The organism is Pseudobdellovibrionaceae bacterium (assembly GCA_015163855.1).
In the GTDB taxonomy this organism is placed as follows: Bacteria; Bdellovibrionota; Bdellovibrionia; order Bdellovibrionales; family UBA1609; genus JAAOIH01.
Genome location: JAAOIK010000038.1, coordinates 28,140 through 47,877 on the forward strand (window position 1 = coordinate 28,140; position 19,738 = coordinate 47,877).

Annotated in this window: 17 protein-coding genes; 12 read left to right on the forward strand and 5 right to left on the reverse strand. The window is 30.8% G+C overall.

What is annotated here, in order from left to right; translation table 11 throughout:
• The first annotated feature begins 18 nt into the window (after positions 1-18).
• The 4 genes from uvrB to recG all read left to right on the forward strand — a co-directional run bounded on the left by uvrB (position 19) and on the right by recG (position 6,719).
• On the forward strand, positions 19-2,079 hold the full coding sequence (gene uvrB, locus HAW63_04725) for an excinuclease ABC subunit UvrB (GenBank protein MBE8163272.1): 2,061 nt from the start codon (positions 19-21) through the stop codon (positions 2,077-2,079).
• Between the two features lie 86 nt (positions 2,080-2,165).
• The gene (locus tag HAW63_04730) at positions 2,166-3,086 is read left to right on the forward strand and encodes a class I fructose-bisphosphate aldolase (protein ID MBE8163273.1); all 921 of its coding nucleotides are present in this window, start codon (positions 2,166-2,168) and stop codon (positions 3,084-3,086) included.
• Between the two features lie 29 nt (positions 3,087-3,115).
• Positions 3,116-4,612, forward strand: coding sequence for a lysine--tRNA ligase (lysS, locus tag HAW63_04735; GenBank protein ID MBE8163274.1), 1,497 nt, complete (start codon positions 3,116-3,118; stop codon positions 4,610-4,612).
• Between the two features lie 25 nt (positions 4,613-4,637).
• On the forward strand, positions 4,638-6,719 hold the full coding sequence (gene recG / locus HAW63_04740) for an ATP-dependent DNA helicase RecG (protein MBE8163275.1): 2,082 nt from the start codon (positions 4,638-4,640) through the stop codon (positions 6,717-6,719).
• Here the strand turns inward: recG and HAW63_04745 are convergent.
• Together HAW63_04745 and secG are read right to left on the reverse strand one after the other, a co-directional pair.
• Positions 6,716-7,519, reverse strand: a complete 804-nt coding sequence (locus tag HAW63_04745) for a hypothetical protein (GenBank protein ID MBE8163276.1) — start codon at positions 7,517-7,519, stop codon at positions 6,716-6,718. The genes recG and HAW63_04745 overlap by 4 nt on opposite strands.
• Entirely contained in the window at positions 7,497-7,835 is a 339-nt protein-coding gene (gene secG / locus HAW63_04750; protein MBE8163277.1) for a preprotein translocase subunit SecG, read from the reverse strand. Before secG ends, HAW63_04745 begins: the two co-directional genes overlap by 23 nt.
• A gap of 141 nt (positions 7,836-7,976) precedes the next feature.
• Here secG and tmk point away from each other — a divergent pair, with 141 nt between their 5' ends.
• Genes tmk through HAW63_04780 form a run of 6 tightly spaced genes read left to right on the forward strand, consistent with a single transcriptional unit; the run spans position 7,977 to position 13,333 of the window.
• Positions 7,977-8,600 (forward strand): dTMP kinase, encoded by a 624-nt coding sequence (gene tmk, locus HAW63_04755; GenBank protein MBE8163278.1) that lies wholly within the window; start codon positions 7,977-7,979, stop codon positions 8,598-8,600.
• A gap of 52 nt (positions 8,601-8,652) precedes the next feature.
• A complete protein-coding gene (locus tag HAW63_04760) occupies positions 8,653-9,594 on the forward strand; it encodes an AAA family ATPase (GenBank protein ID MBE8163279.1) in 942 nt (313 codons plus the stop codon).
• Positions 9,595-9,613: 19 nt separating this feature from the next.
• Complete coding sequence (locus HAW63_04765) at positions 9,614-10,381, forward strand: TatD family hydrolase (GenBank protein ID MBE8163280.1); 768 nt, start codon at positions 9,614-9,616, stop codon at positions 10,379-10,381.
• Between the two features lie 2 nt (positions 10,382-10,383).
• Positions 10,384-11,388, forward strand: coding sequence for a type I glyceraldehyde-3-phosphate dehydrogenase (gap, locus tag HAW63_04770; GenBank protein ID MBE8163281.1), 1,005 nt, complete (start codon positions 10,384-10,386; stop codon positions 11,386-11,388).
• Positions 11,381-12,556, forward strand: coding sequence for a phosphoglycerate kinase (locus HAW63_04775; GenBank protein ID MBE8163282.1), 1,176 nt, complete (start codon positions 11,381-11,383; stop codon positions 12,554-12,556). The genes gap and HAW63_04775 overlap by 8 nt, the downstream gene beginning before the upstream one ends.
• 15 nt (positions 12,557-12,571) lie before the next feature.
• The gene (locus tag HAW63_04780; protein MBE8163283.1) at positions 12,572-13,333 is read left to right on the forward strand and encodes a triosephosphate isomerase; all 762 of its coding nucleotides are present in this window, start codon (positions 12,572-12,574) and stop codon (positions 13,331-13,333) included.
• On the opposite strand, the gene HAW63_04785 is transcribed toward HAW63_04780, so the two are convergent.
• Positions 13,330-14,514 carry a hypothetical protein gene (locus HAW63_04785; GenBank protein ID MBE8163284.1) on the reverse strand — a complete coding sequence of 395 codons (1,185 nt, stop codon included), beginning with the start codon at positions 14,512-14,514 and terminating at the stop codon, positions 13,330-13,332. The genes HAW63_04780 and HAW63_04785 overlap by 4 nt on opposite strands.
• A 175-nt stretch (positions 14,515-14,689) precedes the next feature.
• Between HAW63_04785 and HAW63_04790 the strand changes: the two genes are divergently transcribed.
• The gene (locus HAW63_04790; protein MBE8163285.1) at positions 14,690-15,370 is read left to right on the forward strand and encodes a L,D-transpeptidase; all 681 of its coding nucleotides are present in this window, start codon (positions 14,690-14,692) and stop codon (positions 15,368-15,370) included.
• 43 nt (positions 15,371-15,413) lie between these two features.
• On the opposite strand, the gene alaS is transcribed toward HAW63_04790, so the two are convergent.
• Positions 15,414-18,110, reverse strand: coding sequence for an alanine--tRNA ligase (gene alaS / locus HAW63_04795; protein MBE8163286.1), 2,697 nt, complete (start codon positions 18,108-18,110; stop codon positions 15,414-15,416).
• A gap of 15 nt (positions 18,111-18,125) precedes the next feature.
• Positions 18,126-19,217 carry a PilT/PilU family type 4a pilus ATPase gene (locus tag HAW63_04800; protein ID MBE8163287.1) on the reverse strand — a complete coding sequence of 364 codons (1,092 nt, stop codon included), beginning with the start codon at positions 19,215-19,217 and terminating at the stop codon, positions 18,126-18,128.
• 29 nt (positions 19,218-19,246) lie between these two features.
• Between HAW63_04800 and HAW63_04805 the strand changes: the two genes are divergently transcribed.
• A complete protein-coding gene (locus HAW63_04805) occupies positions 19,247-19,738 on the forward strand; it encodes a phosphatidylglycerophosphatase A (GenBank protein ID MBE8163288.1) in 492 nt (163 codons plus the stop codon).

Here is a 19,738-nt window from a genome sequence, read left to right on the forward strand (position 1 = left end):
GTGTATTTTTAAACAGGTATGCCTAAAAATAACTTTAAATTACATTCTGAGTATAAGCCAGCAGGCGATCAAGTTAAAGCTATTAAACAAATTAATAGCAATATTAAATCCAATATCAAAGAGCAAACTTTATTAGGGGTAACGGGGTCAGGTAAAACCTTTACCATGGCTAATATTATAGAAAAAACAAATATTCCTAGTTTAATTTTAGCTCCCAATAAAACTTTAGCAGCACAATTGTATGAAGAATTTAAAAATCTATTTCCCGAAAATGCCGTGGAGTATTTTGTGTCTTATTATGATTATTATCAACCAGAAGCCTATATGCCTACTAGAGATTTATTTATAGAAAAAGACTCTAGTATTAATGAACAAATTGATTTAATGAGACACTCTGCAACCCATTCTTTATTGGCAAGAAGAGATGTTTTAATTATTTCTAGTGTATCTTGTATTTATGGTTTAGGTTCTCCTGAAGTTTACGAAGATATGGTTGTACAATTAGAAGTTAATCAAAAATATAATCGCAACGATTTTTTAAAAGAACTTATTCGTATTCAATATAACCGTTCAGATAATGATTTTCATCGAGGAACTTTTAGAGTTAGGGGAGATGTGGTGGATGTATTTCTTCCTTATGACGATCAAAAAGTTGTGCGTGTAGAATTTTTTGGCGATTTTATTGAAAGTTTATCTTTGGTAGCTGTTTTTGGAGGAAAATTGGTTAAAGAGTTAGACAAAGTTGCTATTTACCCAGCCTCTCACCATGTAACCAATGAAGAGAAAACTAAAAAGGCTAAAAAAACTATTGAAGAAGAGCTAAAAACAAGAATTAAATTTTATAAAGAACAAATGCACTATACAGAAATGGATCGTATTGAAAAAAGAACAGAATATGATTTAGAACTTATGCAAGAAATGGGTTTTTGTCCGGGAATAGAAAATTATTCTAGGCACTTTACTGGTAGAAAAGAAGGAGAAGCTCCTCCTACATTACTAGAGTACTTTCCTAAAGATTTTTTGTGCATTATTGATGAAAGCCATGTAACAGTTCCTCAAATTGGAGGAATGTATAGAGGGGATAGAAGTCGTAAAGAGACTTTAGTAAACTACGGGTTTCGACTACCTTCGGCCTTAGACAACAGGCCTTTGCATTTTACCGAATTTAAAAATTTAACTAATAAAGTGATTTATGTTTCCGCAACGCCGGGAAATTATGAACTAGAGCAAAGTAACGATAAAATTATTCAACAAGTAATTAGGCCTACGGGTTTATTAGACCCTGCAGTAGAGGTGAGGCCTGCTAGTAACCAAATAGACAACTTGCTAGAAGTTATTAAAGACATTATTAAAAAAAAAGAAAGAGTATTGGTAACCACTTTAACGAAAAAAAGTTCAGAATCTTTACAAGCTTATTATGAAAACCAAGGTTTAAAAGTAAAGTATTTACATAGTGAAATTAAAACAGTAGAGAGAACAGAAATTATTAGAGAACTACGCTTAGGGGTTTTTGATGTACTTATTGGCATTAATTTATTAAGAGAAGGTTTAGATATTCCTGAGGTAAGTTTGGTAGCCATTTTAGATGCTGATAAAGAAGGCTTTTTACGATCAGAACGTTCGTTGATTCAAATCATCGGAAGAGCAGCTAGAAATATAAATGGTAAAGTAATTTTGTATGCAGATACTATTACCAAATCTATGAAAAAAGCTATGGAAGAAACGCAGCGCCGTCGTCATATTCAAGAACGCTATAATGTAAAAAATAATATTACTCCAAAAGGAATAACAAAAGCGGTAGGAAAAAGTTTATTAGACATGTACGCTAGTATTTCTTCACAAGAGTATGCAAATACGAAAGCCGTTCAATCGGTGTCTGAAATGCATAAAAAATACGAAGTAAATACGGATTTAAAAAACACCTCCAATGCAAAAATTTTAAAACAGATAGTTAAGGATAAGAAAAAATTAAAAATACAGATGCAGCAAGCCTCAAAGCATTTGGAATTTGAAGAGGCGGCTTTATTAAGAGACCAGATTAAAAAGTTAGAAGTATTAGAATTAAAAATTTTAGAATAATTCTATTTAAAATACGAGTGACTATTGCAATAAGTTATATATATTCACACTTGTATAGAAAAGGATACAATATATAAGGAGTAGTAATGTCCCCTAGAGTTCGTGAAATTTTGTCATGGTATAATTCTGAAAACCCAGGTGTTTTAAATAACTTAGCTAGATTATTTAATCAAGGAGAACTGTCTGGTACAGGAAAATTAGTGATTTTACCTGTGGACCAAGGCTTTGAACATGGGCCCGTTCGTAGTTTTTCTAATAATCCAGATGCTTATGACCCTGATTATCACTTTGGATTGGCTATTGAGGCGGGTTTAAGCGCCTATGCCGCTCCTTTAGGCTTTTTACAAGCTTCTAGCCCTCGTTTTGCTGGCGAAATTCCTTTAATTTTAAAAATGAATAATTCAGAAAGTTTATGGAGTGATGCAACAGCACCCATTCCTGCTATTACAGCCTCTGTGGATGATGCGTTACAATTGGGCTGTGTGGGCATAGGTTTGACCATTTATCCAGGCAGTGCAGATCGTAAGCAAATGTATGAAGAGGTTGCAGACATTTCTAAACAAGCCCGTGATAAGGGTTTAGTGGTGGTTATTTGGTCTTATGCTAGAGGTGAAGCTATTTCCAAACCTGGCGAAACTGCTATTGATGTTATTGCTTACGCGGCTCACATTGCCGCCCAATTGGGAGCACATATTATTAAAGTAAAACCTCCCACAGAACATATAGAGCAAGAAGCCGCCAAAAAAATGTATATAAAAAATGCTATAAAAATATCCTCTTTAGAAGATAGGGTTAAGCATGTTTTAGATTCTAGCTTTAACCAAAAGCGTATTGTTATTTTCAGTGGAGGGGAAGCAAAATCTGTGGAAGATATTTTAGCAGAAATTCAATCTTTGGCCTCGGGAGGAAGTTTTGGAAGTATTATGGGAAGAAATGCATTTCAAAGACCAAAAAGTGAAGCTTTAAGTTTATTAAAAAATATAATAAATATTTATAAAGGAAAATAAATTAGTAATCAGTAAAAGGTAAGAGAACTATGAAAGAAAATCCGTTAAAACTAGAGAAGCAAAAAAAATTACAAAGGCTAAAAGAAGCAGGCATTAATGCTTTTCCTCATAATTTTTCTAAAACCCATATGACTAAAGCGGTTTTTGATAAATATAGTGATATTCAAACAGGAGAGTCTTTACCAGAGGTGCGATTAGTGGTTGCAGGCCGAGTAATGACTAAAAGAGATATGGGAAAGGCTGCGTTTTTTACTATTCAAGACGATAGTGGAAAAATTCAAATCTATATAAAAGTTACAGAATTAGAAAGCAGTCTAGCCACCAATTTAGATTCTGAAAAACAGCAATTGAGTTTTAAAAACTTAGACATTGGCGATATTGTGGGTATTGAAGGCTATCCTTTTAAGACAAAAAAAGGAGAACTTTCTGTTCGTGCTAAAAGTTTTCAAATTTTATGTAAAAGCTTAGAACCTCTTCCAGAAAAATTTCACGGTTTAACAGATATAGAATTAAAATACCGTTACAGACATTTAGATTTAATTATGAATGAAGAATCTAAAGCGGTTTTTAAAACTAGATCTAAAATTATTAAAGAAGTAAGAAACTTTTTAGATAGTCGTGGTTTTTTAGAAGTAGAAACTCCAGTGCTACAACCTATTTATGGAGGGGCTGCAGCAAAACCGTTTTCTACTCACCATAAAACATTAGATATGGAATTATTTTTAAAAATTAGTCCAGAATTATATTTAAAGCGATTAGTTGTTGGTGGTTTTGAAAAAGTTTATGAAATTGGTAAAAATTTTCGTAATGAAGGAATGGACAGAACTCATAACCCAGAGTTTACCATGTTAGAATATTATGAGGCTTACACCGATTATAATGATCAGATGAAGCAATTTGAAGAACTAGTTAGCACTGTGGTAAAAAATATTACGGGTAGTTATAAAGTTATGTTTCAAGATAAAGAAATTGATTTTACTCCTCCATGGGCAAAACTAACCGTTTATGATGGTATTAAAAAATATGCTAAATTTAATCCTGAAGATTTAAGTGATAAAGAGTTATTTGCAAAAATAAAATCTTTAGGTAGTGATTTAAAACCAAATATGTCGCGAGGACATATGATTATGGAAGCTTTCGAGTTAACTGCAGAAGAGCATTTATGGCAACCCACTTTTATTATGGATTTTCCTAAATCGGTTTCGCCTTTAACAAAAACTCACCGTAGTAAAAAAGATGTGGTCGAGCGTTTTGAACCAATGGTGGCTTGTATGGAATTAGGTAATGCTTATACCGAGTTAAACGACCCCGAAGACCAATTGGCTAGATTAAAAGAGCAAGAAGCTTCTCGTGTAGTTGATGACGAAGCCCAACCTATGGATAAAGATTTTTTACACGCTATTGAAGTGGGAATGCCTCCCACAGGTGGAGTGGGTATTGGTATTGAAAGACTGGTTATGTTAATTACTGGTCAAAGTAGTATTCGTGATATTTTACTTTTCCCTACTATGAAAAAAAACTCTTAAAAAAAGTATTTGTTAAAAAACTATAATGGCTAAATTGTATGCAGACACTAACCTTCAGTATATAAAAGGGGTAGGTCCTAAAACTGCAGAAGCGTTTTATGAAAAAGGCATTACCAATTTAGAAGAGCTTTTACAATTTTATCCAAGAACTTATGAAGACAATAGAATTGCTACCAAAATTTCTAGTTTAAAATCGGGTTCTAGAGTTTCTTTAATTGCAGAAATTTATAGTATTCAATCTAGTTCTCATTCGCGTAGGCATGAACTCGTAATTCAAGATAGTACGGGGCGTATTAGTTGTTCTTTTTTTAGACTACCTTACAGAGGCTATTTTAATCAATTTCAAAGAGGTTTTAAAGTTAAAGTCAGTGGAGTAGTTAGTCTTTATAGGGGCAGTTTGCAATTTAATCATCCACAATTATCTTTATTGAAAAAAGGAGAAGTGTTAGAAGATAAACTTATTTCTGTTTACCCCGAGCTAAGCATATCGGCTATGAAAGTGCGGGCCATTGTAAGCTCAGCTCTTACAGCTTTTAATAATAACGAAAATACGATTGAGTTAAAAGAAGTATTTCCACCATGGCTGCTTAAGCAGTTTACTATTTTGGGTTTAGAAGAAACTTTACTAAATATTCATCAACCCAATATCAAAGAAGCAGAAAGTTTTTTACATTTTAAAACGCCTTATCAAAAACGAATTATTTTTGAAGAGTTTTTTTATTTGCAATTACACTTAGCTTTAAGAAAATATGGTTTTGTAGAGAAAAAAGTAATTACTATGAAGAAAAAACCAGAGCTGGTTTCTGCTTTTTTAAAATCTTTAGGCTTTGAATTAACCCATGCACAAGCTGTAGCCTTTAAGGAAATGGAATTAGATTTATATGGGCAAAAAGTTATGCACCGTTTATTACAAGGCGATGTAGGTAGTGGAAAAACACTAGTGGCTTTGTTGTCTGTGTTAACAGTAGTTGCCAATGGGTATCAAGCGGTTTTAATGGTTCCCACAGAAGTTTTAGCTAAGCAACATTTTAAAACGGCTTTTACTGTATTAAATAATTTAGGTTTTAAAACGGTTTTATTAACGGGAAGTATAAAAGCGAAAGAAAGAAAACCCATTTTAGAAGGCCTAGCCAATGGCGAAATTTCTTTTTGTATTGGAACTCATGCCGTTATTCAAGATAGCGTTGTGTTTAAAAATTTAGCCTTAGTTATTGTTGATGAACAACATAGGTTTGGGGTTGACCAAAGAAATAAATTGTATGCTAAAGGTAATAACCCCCATTTTTTAGTAATGACGGCCACTCCCATACCAAGAACATTATCTATGACGGTTTATGGTGATTTAGACACCTCTATATTAAATGAAAAGCCTAAAGGAAGACAGCCAATTGTTACTCGAGCTATATATGAAAATAAAAAAGAAAAAGTATGGGAATTTGTTTTAAAACAAATTAAGCAAGGCAGACAGGCTTATATTATTTATCCACTAGTTGAAGAAAGTGAAAAAATAGATTTACAAAATGTTACCGATGCTTATAAAAAATTAAAAACTATTTTTCCTAAATCTATAAATTTGGGATTGTTGCACGGAAGAATGAAGTCAGAAGAAAAAGAGCTGGTAATGCAACAGTTCGAAGATAAAGAAATAGATATTTTAGTGTCTACCACAGTTATTGAGGTGGGAATAGATGTAGCCAATGCTAATATTATTGTGATTGAAAATGCAGAAAGGTTTGGTTTGGCACAATTGCACCAATTAAGAGGAAGAGTGGGAAGGGGCAAGCATAAAAGCTATTGTGTGTTAATTTCTTCTTTTAAGTCTTCTAAAGAATCTTTTGAACGAACGCGCATTTTAGAAAATTCTGATGATGGATTTTTTATAGCCGAAGAAGATTTACATTTAAGAGGCCCTGGGGATTTATCTGGCCTTCGACAATCTGGACTTCCTGATTTTAAAATGGCTAATATATTTCGTGATACTTTAATTTTAAAAGAAGCTAGATCTGCAGCTTTCGAGCTAGTAAATAAAGATCCTCATTTAGAGTCTTTAGAAAATAAAAATTTAAAACAAGCTTATAAAAAGCACTCCAAAAATTTTATAGCTTAGCGAAAGTGCAAAGGGTAGCGAATCCAAAAATTTTTGCTTTTACTAAAAGAGAAATGCATTTTTTTAAAAACAGATAATGCACAGCGTTGCAAGTAAGTATTTAAATTAGAAGAAATAATAGAGGTTTCTATAATTTTAGCATTAATTATATGAAGATTAACTAACATTTTTCCAGTGGGTTTAATATTTTTTCGTAAAGCATTAGCTTGGCAATATAAAAAGTATTTTTTGTACTTTTTTATTAAATGAAAAAATGGCTCTTCTGTTTTTTTTTGCGTTATTAAATTATTAATAGGCGATTTTTTTAAAATATTAGAGTGTGTTACTAATTGAATAGATTTTTTTAATTGAGGCTTTGTTTTCCATTTTGATAGTAACACAAGGTTATTGTTATAAATAACCGTAGATTTTGAATTTATCTTTTTCGATCTAACTTTAAAATTTCCTTTTTTTAAAATAATAGAAAGATTTTGTTTCTTTAGTTTTTTTATTAAAATATGGCTATTTGGATAAATTTCAATACTTTCTTTTGTAGAAAAATATAGTTTTGCAGAACTACCATTTCCAGTTTGTACTAAAATATTTTTATAAAAAGTATTTTTCGAGGGGGTTATCAGTGTATTATTAATTAAAACATAACCTTTAAAGTTAATAACTTTAGCGAAAAATAATTTTTTTTGGAAAATAGATTTTTTAAAAGAATAAATAAATTCTTTTTTTACAAAAACAATAGCTAATAGTACAATAAAAAAAAGTAAAAGAATAAAAAAAAGCGACTTATTTTGTTTTGCTTTTGGCATCTTTTTTATTAATAGGTGCTTTCTTATTCAAAGAAGTTTGTTCTTGTGTATTGGTTTTTGAGGTTTTGTACTTATCTAGCAAACTCGTTTCTTGGTGGCCAACTAAATAGGTTAAAATTAAACTAGTTCCTGCTAAAAAAACGCTTAACCATTTAGTGGTGCTGCTTAAAAAGTTACTGGCTCCAGAAGCTCCAAAAACAGACTTTGATTGCCCAGCAAGGCCATCTAAAGCTCCTCCTTTAGAGTCTTGTAATAAAATAAATACAATTAAAAATATCGCTAAAATAACATGAATAACTACAAAAAATGAAATCATAATAAAACCTTTAAATTAATACTATAATAGTTTTATGTAGTAGGGGTTTATTAGTCAAATCTTTCATTGCTTTTTTTAGTAATGCGACTAAAAATACACCTAATTCTTTAAAGATAAATAAAATTTAAGGGAAGCTTTGTTATGGCGTTTATTGTATTTGAAGGTTTAGATGGTTCTGGAAAAAGCACTTTATTGAACCAGCTAAAAACCTATGTCGAAAATCAAGGCATTAGTGTTATTCAGACCCATGAGCCAGGGGGGAGTGTTTTTGGTGAAAAAATTAGAGATATTTTATTAAGTACCAGTAAAGACTCTATTCCTGTGCCTAGAGCCGAATTGTTACTCTACCAAGCCTCGAGAGCTCAATTGGTAGAAACAACAATTAAGCCAGCCTTAGCTAAAAATCAGTGGGTTTTGTGCGATCGTTACACAGCTAGCTCTTTAGCTTTTCAATGTGGGGCAAGAGGTATTGATGAGTCCTTAGTAAGTTGGCTCAATTCTTACGCAACGCAAAATTTAGAACCAGATTGGTATATATTATTAGATTTAAGTATTGAAGACAGTGAAAAGCGAAGAGGGGTTAGAGGGCGTGATTTAGACAGAATGGAGCAAGAAAAGGCAGATTTTCATCAAAATGTTAGAAATACTTATCTATCCATAGCAAAATCACAAAAAAATTGGATTACTTTAGATGCCTCTTTGGGCAAGCAGGAGTTATGGGAAGATTTATTAAAGCAATTACAAGTAAGAAAGGTACTTTCTTAACAATACAAAAGGTATTAGTAATAGCTAATTATTTTTTAAGGTAGGTTATCTAGTGAAGTCGAATTTATTTTACAATATTAAAGGGCAAGATAAGGCCAAAGACTTTTTAAGTAAAGCATGGAAAAACCATCGTCTTTCGTCTTCTTTATTATTTTATGGTCCTGATTCTGTAGGTAAGAAGTTAACCGCTTATGCCTTGTCTCAAGCTTTATTATGCACCTCCTCTAACAAAGACGCCGATTTATTATCTGCAGCCTGTGGTCATTGTACTTCTTGCAAAGAGGTAAAAGAAAAACGATCTCCTTATGTTTTAGAAATACAACCGGTAAATAACAGTATTAAAGTAGAACAAAGCACAGAGGTTGTATCTTTTTTAAATTTAAAAGTAGAATCTAATGCACGGATAATTATTATTGATGAGGCTCAGTATTTAAATGTTCAAAGCTCTAATAAGTTGTTAAAAACTTTAGAGGAGTTGTCTGAAAATAATTATATTATTTTATTAAGCCCTTCTGTAAAAAGTTTATTAAGTACAATTAGTTCAAGGTTAAGTAAAATCGCTTTTTGTTCTTTAAAAAAAAATGTATTTTTTTCTATTATAAAAGAAGAGCCCACAGAGTTAAATTTTTTTAATTATAACTTAAAAGACTATAAAAAATGGAATGAAATTTTAGAAGATCAAGCTTTAAAGGAAAGTATAAATTTTTGGACACTCTTTTTAAAAAAAGACAAAAAGCTTTTTTCTTTTATTTCTAAAAATTTATCTAAAAAAGACAAGATAGAAACTTTTATTTATATTAGTAAAACCCTTTTATTAGATAAAATAAAATTAAACACACTGCGTGTGTCACAGCTTAATGAGCTTTTTAGCTCTTTTGCTGCGGAAAATTGTATTTATCTACTAGACTTGTTATTGAACTTAGAAAAAGATATAAAAAACAATATAAATCCTTTACTAAGTTTAGAAAATTTTTGCATACAGGCTATAAAATAAATTAATTTTTAAGGAAAATATGTGGATTGATACTCATACTCATTTAGATAGTTTAGAAAGTGTTGAAGAGGCAGTTAAAAATGCAGAATTAAATAAAGTCAGTAAAATTATTACTATTGGAACAGGTAAAAACGATCATTTTAAAGTTTTAGAACTGTCTAAAAAATACAAAAATGTATATTGCACCTTAGGAGTGCATCCCCATGAAGCAGAAAACTTTGATCCAGAAACAGAAAGTTTTATGTTAAGTCATTTAACAGATCCTAAAGTAGTGGGTGTGGGAGAAATTGGTTTAGATTATTATTATGACAATGCACCCAAAGAGTTACAAAAAGAGGTTTTTAAAAGGCAATTGCAAATAGCAAAAGATTTTAATTTACCTGTAGAAATTCATGCTAGAGAGGCAGAAGATGATATAGTAGCTTTATTAACAGAATTTAAAGGGCAAGTTTCTGGAATTATACATTGTTTTTCGGGAAGTCAAAATTTTGCCAACGAAGTTTTGTCATTAGGATATAATTTGTCTATTAGTGGCATTGTTACTTTTAAAAAAGCCGATCAATTAAGAGATATTGTAAAAAACACACCGGTAGATAGACTACATATAGAAACCGATGCTCCTTATTTAACTCCCATTCCTTTTAGAGGTAAAAAGAATCAGCCTTCTTATGTTGTTTATGTAGCCGAAAAAGTGGCAGAAATAAAAAATCTAAGTCTTGACGAGTTGTCTAAACAATTACAAAAAAATACACATTCATTATTTAAAAAAATAAAAGAAGGAGAATAGTTATGAAAAAAATAAAAGTAGGAATTAATGGCTTTGGAAGAATTGGAAGAGTTTTTTTTCGCCAAGCTTTTGATAATATAGAAATAGTAGGGATTAATGATTTGTGTTCTGCCGAGTTATCTGCTCATTTATTAAAGTATGATAGTGCCCATGGAGTTTGGGAAAAAAATGTAAAAGTGGAAAATAATAATTTAGTAGTAGATGGTCAAAGCATTGCTCTTTCGCAACATAGAAATCCTGCCGATATTCCATGGAAGAAGTGGGGAGTAGATATTGTTGTCGAATGCACTGGAATTTTTAAAACCAAAGAGGATTTTAGTAAACATTTATTAGCTGGTGCAAAAAAAGTGATTGTTTCCGCTCCTGCACCAGGGGTGGATTGCACTATAGTTTATGGGGTAAATCATAAAGATTATGAAAAAGATAAACACAATATTTTAAGTAATGCTTCTTGCACAACTAATTGCTTAGCTCCTTTAGTTAAAGTTTTAGATGAAGCTTTTGGTATTGATTTTGGTATGATGACTACCATTCATTCTTATACCAATGACCAAAATATATTAGATGCCCCTCATAGCGATTTTAGAAGAGCTCGAGCGGGGGCTTTGTCTATGATTCCTACTAGTACTGGAGCCGCCAAGGCGGTAACTAAAGTATTACCGCATTTAAAGGGAAAAATTGATGGTTTAGCAGTAAGAGTACCCACAGCCAATGTCAGTTTGGTAGATTTTGTAATGCGTGCTAAACAAACAATGACTAAAGATAAAGTGTTATCTGTTGTTAAAGAGGCCGCCAGTGGTTCTTTACAGTCTATTTTATCTTATGAAACCAAACAGTTAGTTAGTTCAGATTTTAATGGAAGTCTTTATAGTTCTATTGTGGATATGGACTCTGTTATGATTTTGGAAGATAAAACTTTAAAAATTTTATCGTGGTATGATAATGAAAATGGATTTTCTGCTCGAATGTTAGATTTAGTAAATTATATTGGAAAAGAATATGCTTAATTTAAAAAAAATAAAAAAACTATCTGACTTAAAATGGAAAGGGGAGAGAGTTTTTTTGCGTTTAGATTTAAATGTACCCATTAAGGGAGAAAAGATTTTAGATCTTAGTAGAATTAAAGCGGCCTTGCCGAGCATTGAGTACTTACATGCTAATGGTGCTCAAATTATTATTGGTTCTCACTTAGGTCGACCAAAAAATAATAAAGAATATAGTTTAGCTCCAGTAGCAGAAGCTTTAGGAAACTTACTTAATAAAGAAATCATTTTAATAGAAGACCCCTTAAGTGATACAGCAAAATTTTTATTACCTAGTGTAAAAAAAAACCAAATTATTATGTTAGAAAATTTGCGTTACATACCTGGCGAAACAAAAAATAAACCAGATTTGCAAAAAGTATTGTCTAAATATATTACAGCCTATGTTAATGATGCTTTTGGAGTTTGTCACAGAGTGCACTCTAGTGTTAATGATGTGCCAAAACATTTTAAAAAAAAAGCTGTGGGTTTTTTAATTGAAAAAGAAATCCAATCTTTAGATTCTATTTTATATAGCAAAAAAAAAATGTTATTAGCTTTAGGAGGCTCTAAAGTTAGTGATAAAATTGCTTTAATTGAGGCTTTTATTGATAAAGCAGATACGCTTCTTATAGGAGGAGCTATGGCCTATCCTTTTTTAAAAGCTCAGGGCAAAGAGGTGGGAGAATCGTTTTTAGAGCAATCTTGTGTTAATACGGCTAGAAAAATTTTAAAGCGTTTTCAAGTAAAAAATAAAAATATCATATTACCCTCTGACCATAGAGTAGTTTCTGATATTGATAATTTAAAAAGTCTTAAAGTAGTTACAGAAATTCCCTCTTCTAAAATGGCTATTGATATTGGCCCTGCAACTTCAATGGCTTTTGAAAATGCTTTAAAATCGATGGATCAAGTTTTATGGAATGGGCCTTTTGGTATGTTTGAAACAAAAGAATATTCTAAAGGAACAATGAATTTTGCAAAAGCTTTGTCTAAATCCACAGCCACTAGTTTTGTTGGAGGTGGTGATTCTTCTTCAGCAATCCATCAATCGGGATTTGCCGATAGTATTTTTCATGTTTCCACGGGGGGAGCAGCATTTTTAGAGTATATAGAAAAAGAGACTTTACCAGGTTTAGAAGCTTTAATTTAACTTATTAGGGATACTATGATTTTTGCAGCCAATTGGAAGCTAAATAAAACCTCTAAAGAAATGGAAGTATTTTTTTCTACTTTTTTAAAATCAAATATTTTAAAAAAAGCTTTGCAAGATAAAAAAAAAATAATCTTTTTTCCTCAAGCTTTATTATCAGCAGGCTTATCACAGATATTTAATCAATTTTTAAATGATAATCCCCTTTTGGTAAAAGATCATCTTTCGTGGGGGTTACAAAATACTTTTTACCATAATGAAGGGGCTTTTACTGGAGAAAATTCTGCATTAACTATGAAAGAAATGGGAGGACAATTTTCTTTAGTAGGACATAGTGAAAGAAGAAGTTTATTTAAAGAAACTAACAAAGAGGTTTCTAAAAAATTAGTATTATTACAACAGCTAGGTGTTGTTCCCATACTATGTTTTGGAGAATCTTTAGAGCTAAGGCAAAGCGGTGAGTATAAAGACTTTATTTTACAACAACTCAAAGAATCTTTATTGTCTGTAGATTTATCAAAACGAATTATTTTAGCTTATGAGCCAATTTGGGCTATTGGAACAGGAAAGCAAGCTTCTACTGAAGATATTCAAGAAATAGGAACTTTAATTAAAGAAAAATTTCCTAAATTAGAATTGTTATATGGTGGCAGTGTAAAACCTTCTAATGTAAAAGCCATTGTTAATCAAAAAGAAATTAGTGGAGTATTAGTAGGAGGGGCTAGTTTAGATCCTCAAGTGTTTTTAGAGCTAATTTCTTCTTGCTATAACAGTTAATAGAAATTCTCTAACATAGCTAATAATTGATCGTAAACCATAAATTGGCTTACAGAATGAGTTAGTCTAGATTTATACCCTGGTTTTTCTGCATAGCCAGGCATTTCTGCGATAATATTTTTTCCTTCTAAAGGTTTTAAGTGCAACCTTTCTAATAAACGATTATTTTTTATTAAAGACATTGTTGAAATGTTTTGATTATAAACATCTAGTTGAAAATTAATAGTATCTTGTAAATTTTTAAATTTTCGTAATCGAACTGTTTTACTTTTGCAAACTCGACCCATACTTTTTGCATTAAACTTTTTCTTAGGGGTAATTTGTGTACCAAATAAATTATTTAAAGTATAACTGGCTCTAGATTGTCCCATATGGCTTTCCTCTTTAGCTTGTCCTAAAAATAGGCTGGGAGGGGTAACATCCACAGAAGCAATTAAAGCCACTAACAGTAAATTGGGATTATTAATATAAGCAATTCTTCGCAACCAATTTTTATAAGCCAAACGCTTAATGTAAAGCGCTTTTTCTGAAGTTAAATTATATTTTGTTAAATTAACTACATCTATATAATTTTGTTCTTTTTTACTTATGGTATCTGAAAAAATAGAAAAATCGAGGTCAAAATTAGCTTCCGTATTTTTTTTTATCAGTAAAGGGGAGTTTTGTAAGCTTTCTAAAGATTTAATATTACTAAAAAAGAATCGTGATTTCTTAAAATACTTTACTTTTCTAGTAATCATATACTTCTTGTAATCATCTAGTGTTAACTTATGTAAATTATTTTTTAAAATATTCAGTAAAGAAAATCTTTGTTTAAGTATTTGTGCATTAGCATAAATAATATTGGGTAATAAAGTATTTATAAAAATTTGCTTTCTTTCTGTTTTAGAATAATCCACAAATTGAGCATTATTTTCTTTAGAACAAGAAATTTTCAATGCTTTCTTGGATAAAGAATTATTCGATGTTAAGTTAACTAAGATTTTTGGGGCGTAACTTTTGCTAAATTTCTGTGTTTTTGAATTAATAGTTTTTCTATAGATTAAATAATCCTCTAAATCAGAAGAGGATGATTGAATGTGGTTTACTGTTGTTAGTTCAAAAAGTAAGCTTCCTGTTAAACTTATACCGAATAAACCAAGAATAAAAAAAGAAAATGCTCTTTTTTCTGTCCATTTCATGAAAATCTCCTTCCTTTTATCTGTTGATACTAATTAATCGGTAAAATGTCGCAAAAATTCTGTAATCTTTACTGGTCAGTAGGTATTTTTTGTCTATTTAATAAACACTATGTAAAAAGTAATAGGTTTCTGATTTAGTATGGACAGAAGAGCGTATTGTAGTTAAAAAGCAGATATGTTTAAATTTATCTTTTTTAGTATTTTTATGACTATGTCTGGCCTTGTACAAGCTTCTGGGTTTAGTAATTTAGAAATAGAAGAGCTTAATAATGATGCAAATAACTCTCAAAAAGCAGAAGTTGTAATTATTATTAATGAAGGAGATAGAACCCAGGCTAATCCAGAGGGGCAAACCCTATCTTTATATAATTCGGGTGAATTTGTAGATATATATGATGTATCCACAGCTAGTAATTCTATAAAAACCCCCACAGTAGGCAAAAAATATATAGCGCAAACACCCCATGGGTTTTATAGACCTAAGAAAGTATATAATGAATATTCTTCTTATACTTTTTATGGTGCTAGTATGAAATACGCTATTTTTTTTAATAATGGCATTGCTATTCATGCTTCAGAACATCTTAAACAGCTAGGTACTAGGGCATCGGGCGGTTGCATTCGTTTAGAAGAAAGTGCAGCAGAAATAGTAAATGCAAGCATTCTTTCCACAGGAAGTACAAGTGACCAAATGGCATCAGAAGATTTTTGTAATTCTAAAGGCGAAAATTGCCATGAGCGTTCTTTGTATCTCAATAGAGTAAAATTACCAAATATTAGCTATAAAACAGGTTCAAATACTTCTCAAAAAATTTGGACTTATGATACTTTAATAGTAGTAAAACCAGGAAATTAATTAAAAAAATTTTTAGTTATTTCTTTTGCGCAGCTTTAAATGATTACAAATAATTTATTATTTCTTTTTTTATAGAAGAAAATTCTTTTAAATTATCCACAGAGCCTTGTGCGAAATCTGCTCTTCCGCCACCTCGCCCACCCATTTTAGCAGACATTTTTTTTAAAAGGTCACCAGCATGCAAATGAGAGCTTAAATTTTTAGTTAAACCCACAATAATGGTTTTATTTTTTGAAGAACTACTTTTAGCAATTAATATAATCAAAGCCGTTTTTAATTTTTCACGAAGCTGGTCAGTTAGTTTTTTTAAAACATCTTTTTCTTGTATGTCTACTTGTTCCATCACTAAAGAAAATTCTAAAGTTTTTAGTTGTATTTTTTCTGCTTTCAGTAAAAGCGATTCAATATCAATTTGTGTGTATTGTGAATTTTTAATGGATTTATTTAGCTTCTTGTTATCCTCTTTTAATTGCAAAACATGATCTAAAATAGACTCTTTATCATTAACATTTAGTAGTTGTTTAACTAATTTATTTTCTAAAATATTTTGATTAGCAAATGCAATAGCCGTATCTCCTGTTAAAGCTTCTATTCTACGAATGCCCGAGCTTAAACTACTTTCTGATAAAATTTTAAAAAATTGTATTTCTCCAGTATTTTGTACATGGGTTCCTCCACAAAGCTCATGTGACTTTTCACCAAGTTTAATAGAAGTAACCTTATCTGTATATTTTTCTCCAAAAAGTGCTGTAATACCATTTTTTATAGCCTCCTCATAAGAAGAAGTTTGTGTAATTTTTTGGGAGCACAAGCTAATTTCATAATTAATATGATGTTCCACAAGATTCACTTCTTTTTTCGACAAGGCTTTGTTATGAGAAAAATCAAACCTTAGTTTTTCTTCTGTCACTAGAGAACCAGATTGATTAACATGACTACCTAATACTGTTTTTAAAGCAGAATGCAAAAGGTGAGTAGCAGAGTGATTTTTTTCTATGGCCTTGCGAAGTGCTTTGTTGAGTACAATATTTATTATGCTTTTTTTGCTTAGAGTTCCTTTTTCTACTTTTATAAAGTGAATAAAAATCTCTTGTTCTTTTTGGCAGTGAGTAATATTTACTTGTAAAAGTGCTTGGTCATCTAAATTTACAGCAGTAGCTTTATCACTAATTTGTCCACCACCTTCAGGATAAACACAACTTTTATCTACAATAAAAAAACCTTCTTCGCCGGCTTTTAAACAATCCACTTCTTTAGTTCCATTGGATAAATATAATACAGAAGCTTTGCAGTCTAAATTAGAATGAATTAAAGATTCTGTTTTTCCATATTGTGATAAAATTTGAGAGCTAACTGTTGTTAAATAAGTTTGTTCAATAGAAAATTGCTTTGTTTTTCCAGATGTTTTTGATAAATTTTTTGCCTTTAGTAATTCTTTTTCAAATCCAATTTTATCTACACTTAATCCTTTTTCTTGTAAAATTAAAGAACTTAAGTCAATAGGAAAACCATAGGTATCATAAAGTTTAAAAGCCTGCTTTCCGTCTAAAGAAGTAAGGCCTTTGTTAGACATTTTTTTAATTTCTTGTTCCAATAAAAATAAGCCTTGGTCTAAAGTTCTTAAAAATTGTGTTTCTTCTGTTTGAATAGTATTTAAAATATGTTGTTGTTGCATTTGTAATTCTGGATAAATGCCTTTCATAGAATCAACTAAACTATTAGATAAGCTGCTAAACAGATTTTCATTATCACTAAGAGAATGGGCAAATCGAATAGCTCTTCTCATAATTCGTCTTAAAACATAACCTCTTCCTTCACTTTTTGGCATAACTCCATCTTGAATTAAAAAACTGGCAGCCCGGATATGGTCTGCCAAAACACAAAAGCTAACATTAATTTGTTTTTGCTGATTTTTTTCTTTTAAAGAAGAAAACGCAGTTAAATCTTTACAATACTCTTTTCCAGATATTTTCGATATTGTACTTAGTAGTGGTGAAAAAATATCTGTGTGATAGTTATTAATTTCCCCTTGTAAAATACTACTTAATCTTTCCAGCCCCATACCAGTATCTACACAAGGTTTTTTTAAAGGAGTTAGTACTTTGTTTTCTTCAAAGTATTGCATAAAAACTAAATTCCATACCTCTACAAAGCGATCTCCTTCGCCTCCTACCACTTGTTCTGGGCCAGAAAAGTGTTCGGCACCTAAATCATAGTAAATTTCTGTACATGGACCGCAAGGGCCAGTGTCTCCCATTCTCCAAAAATTATCCTTTTCTCCAAAATAAAATATTTTATCTTTTGGAATATTTTCTTGTTTATGCCATATTTCTGCTGTTTCTTGATCGTCTTTAAAAACAGAAATATATAATCGATTTTTATCTAACCCTAATGTTTGTGTTAAAAATTCCCAAGACCATTTTATGGCTTCTTGTTTAAAGTAATCTCCAAAAGAAAAATTACCAAGCATTTCAAAAAAAGTATGATGTCTAGCTGTGTGTCCTACATTGTCTAGATCATTATGTTTTCCCCCAGCTCTTATACATTTTTGTATACTAACAGCTCTGTTATGAGTGGGTTTCTCTATGCCTAAAAAAATATTCTTAAAAGGATTCATTCCTGCATTAGTAAAAAGCAGGCTAGGGTCATTGTGTGGTATTAATGAAGAGCTTTTAAATTCCTTATGATTTTTTTCATTAAAAAATTGAATAAATTTATTACGAATGTCAAAGGAGTTCATATACACCTTGGTTAATTATAGTATAAAATCGTCGTTGGTATTTTTTTTAGAAAATTTTAGTTTAAATTCATTAGCATTAGTTGACATTTTTTTGGCTTCTTCAAAATCAATTAAATCTTTATCTAGTAGCTCAAATAAACTTTGATTAAAAGTTTTTGACCCATAAGTTGCAGCATGCTCTTCCATACTACTTTCTAACTCAAATAAACGATTTTCTAAAATTAATTCTTGTACTCGAGAATTATTAATTAAAATTTCTGTAGCAGGAACTACGCCCGATTTATCTTTCTTCTTACAAAGTCTTAAACTAATAATAGCTTTTAAATTATGCGCTAATATAGTGGTGATATAATTTTGTTTTTCTTTTGGAAATTCTGATAATATACGAGTAATACTATCTTTAGCACTAGTGCTATGAATAGAGGCTAATACTAAGTGCCCGGTAGAAGAGGCAGTAAGTGCAATCTCTATGCTTTCCATATCTCTTAATTCTCCTATAAAAAGCACATCAGGATCTTGTCTTAAGGCCGATCTAAGACCCATTTTAAAGCTTTGTACATCTGTACCCACTTCTCTTTGGGTAATAATACTTTTATAATCACGAATTAAATATTCAATAGGATTTTCTAAAGTTAATATATGTTTATTTTTATTGTGATTAATATGATTAAGCATGGAAACTAAGGTAGAAGTTTTACCCGATCCCGTAGCACCAGTAACCAAAATCAAACCTCTTTCTTTTAAGGCAATTTTTTCTAAAAGAGAAGGTAATTGCAATTCAGAGATGCTGGGAATTTTAAAATTTACTAAACGAAATACTATTCGAGTGCTACCTCTTTGTTTGGTTAAACTAACTCTAAAACGGCCCACTTGAGGTAAGCTATAGGCGATGTCTAAATCAAAACCTTTTTCAAAGCTTTTTTGATCTTTTGGTTGACTAATAATTTCCATAATTTTTATCATGTCTTCAGAGGTCAATTTTGTTGCACTAGCATTTATTTTTTGCAACTTTCCGTGTTTACGTATAATAGGAGGCATGCCCACTTTTAAGTGAATATCACTGGCGCTTTTTTTTATGGCTTCTTTTAATATTTCTTGAATATTCATTGGCTTTATTGTAGAGGTTTTTATTAGAAATGAAAGATAAATTTATAAAAAAAAATAAAAAATTACCGTATTTTATAGTAACTCTGGGAGGAGTTGGAAACTTACCAAAAGCACCAGGAACTTGGGGTTCCTTAGTGGCTTTACCTAGTATTTTTTATTTATCTTCTCAAAGCTGGGTTATGCAAATTACTTTTATTTTACTTTTATTTTTACTGTCATTGGTGTTTATTAAAAAGTATTTAGTTTCTAGTCATTGCCCTAACCAAGATCCTAAAGAGGTGGTGATAGATGAATTTTTAGGTATGCATATCGCCGTATTAGGTTTCCCTTTCCATTTTTCGCTAATAGCTACAGCTTTTCTTTTATTCCGCTGTTTGGATATAATAAAACCTTTTCCCATTGGTTTTGTGGATAAAAATATAAAGGGTGCTTTTGGCATTTTATTGGATGATATTTTAGCAGCCTTAGTGACATGGAGTATATTAAGGGTAGTATTTTTTAAGTTGCAAATTTTTACTTAA

Bases quoted from the DNA above. Each gene is read 5' to 3' on its own strand.
- tmk (MBE8163278.1), top strand. From the start codon at position 7,977: ATGGCGTTTATTGTATTTGAAGGTTTAGATGGTTCTGGAAAAAGCACT.
- HAW63_04745 (MBE8163276.1), bottom strand. From the start codon at position 7,519: ATGCCAAAAGCAAAACAAAATAAGTCGCTTTTTTTTATTCTTTTACTT.
- lysS (MBE8163274.1), top strand. From the start codon at position 3,116: ATGAAAGAAAATCCGTTAAAACTAGAGAAGCAAAAAAAATTACAAAGG.
- HAW63_04775 (MBE8163282.1), top strand. From the start codon at position 11,381: ATGCTTAATTTAAAAAAAATAAAAAAACTATCTGACTTAAAATGGAAA.
- recG (MBE8163275.1), top strand. From the start codon at position 4,638: ATGGCTAAATTGTATGCAGACACTAACCTTCAGTATATAAAAGGGGTA.
- HAW63_04800 (MBE8163287.1), bottom strand. From the start codon at position 19,217: ATGAATATTCAAGAAATATTAAAAGAAGCCATAAAAAAAAGCGCCAGT.
- alaS (MBE8163286.1), bottom strand. From the start codon at position 18,110: ATGAACTCCTTTGACATTCGTAATAAATTTATTCAATTTTTTAATGAA.
- HAW63_04790 (MBE8163285.1), top strand. From the start codon at position 14,690: ATGTTTAAATTTATCTTTTTTAGTATTTTTATGACTATGTCTGGCCTT.
- gap (MBE8163281.1), top strand. From the start codon at position 10,384: ATGAAAAAAATAAAAGTAGGAATTAATGGCTTTGGAAGAATTGGAAGA.
- HAW63_04730 (MBE8163273.1), top strand. From the start codon at position 2,166: ATGTCCCCTAGAGTTCGTGAAATTTTGTCATGGTATAATTCTGAAAAC.
- HAW63_04780 (MBE8163283.1), top strand. From the start codon at position 12,572: ATGATTTTTGCAGCCAATTGGAAGCTAAATAAAACCTCTAAAGAAATG.
- HAW63_04805 (MBE8163288.1), top strand. From the start codon at position 19,247: ATGAAAGATAAATTTATAAAAAAAAATAAAAAATTACCGTATTTTATA.
- secG (MBE8163277.1), bottom strand. From the start codon at position 7,835: ATGATTTCATTTTTTGTAGTTATTCATGTTATTTTAGCGATATTTTTA.
- HAW63_04785 (MBE8163284.1), bottom strand. From the start codon at position 14,514: ATGAAATGGACAGAAAAAAGAGCATTTTCTTTTTTTATTCTTGGTTTA.
- HAW63_04765 (MBE8163280.1), top strand. From the start codon at position 9,614: ATGTGGATTGATACTCATACTCATTTAGATAGTTTAGAAAGTGTTGAA.
- uvrB (MBE8163272.1), top strand. From the start codon at position 19: ATGCCTAAAAATAACTTTAAATTACATTCTGAGTATAAGCCAGCAGGC.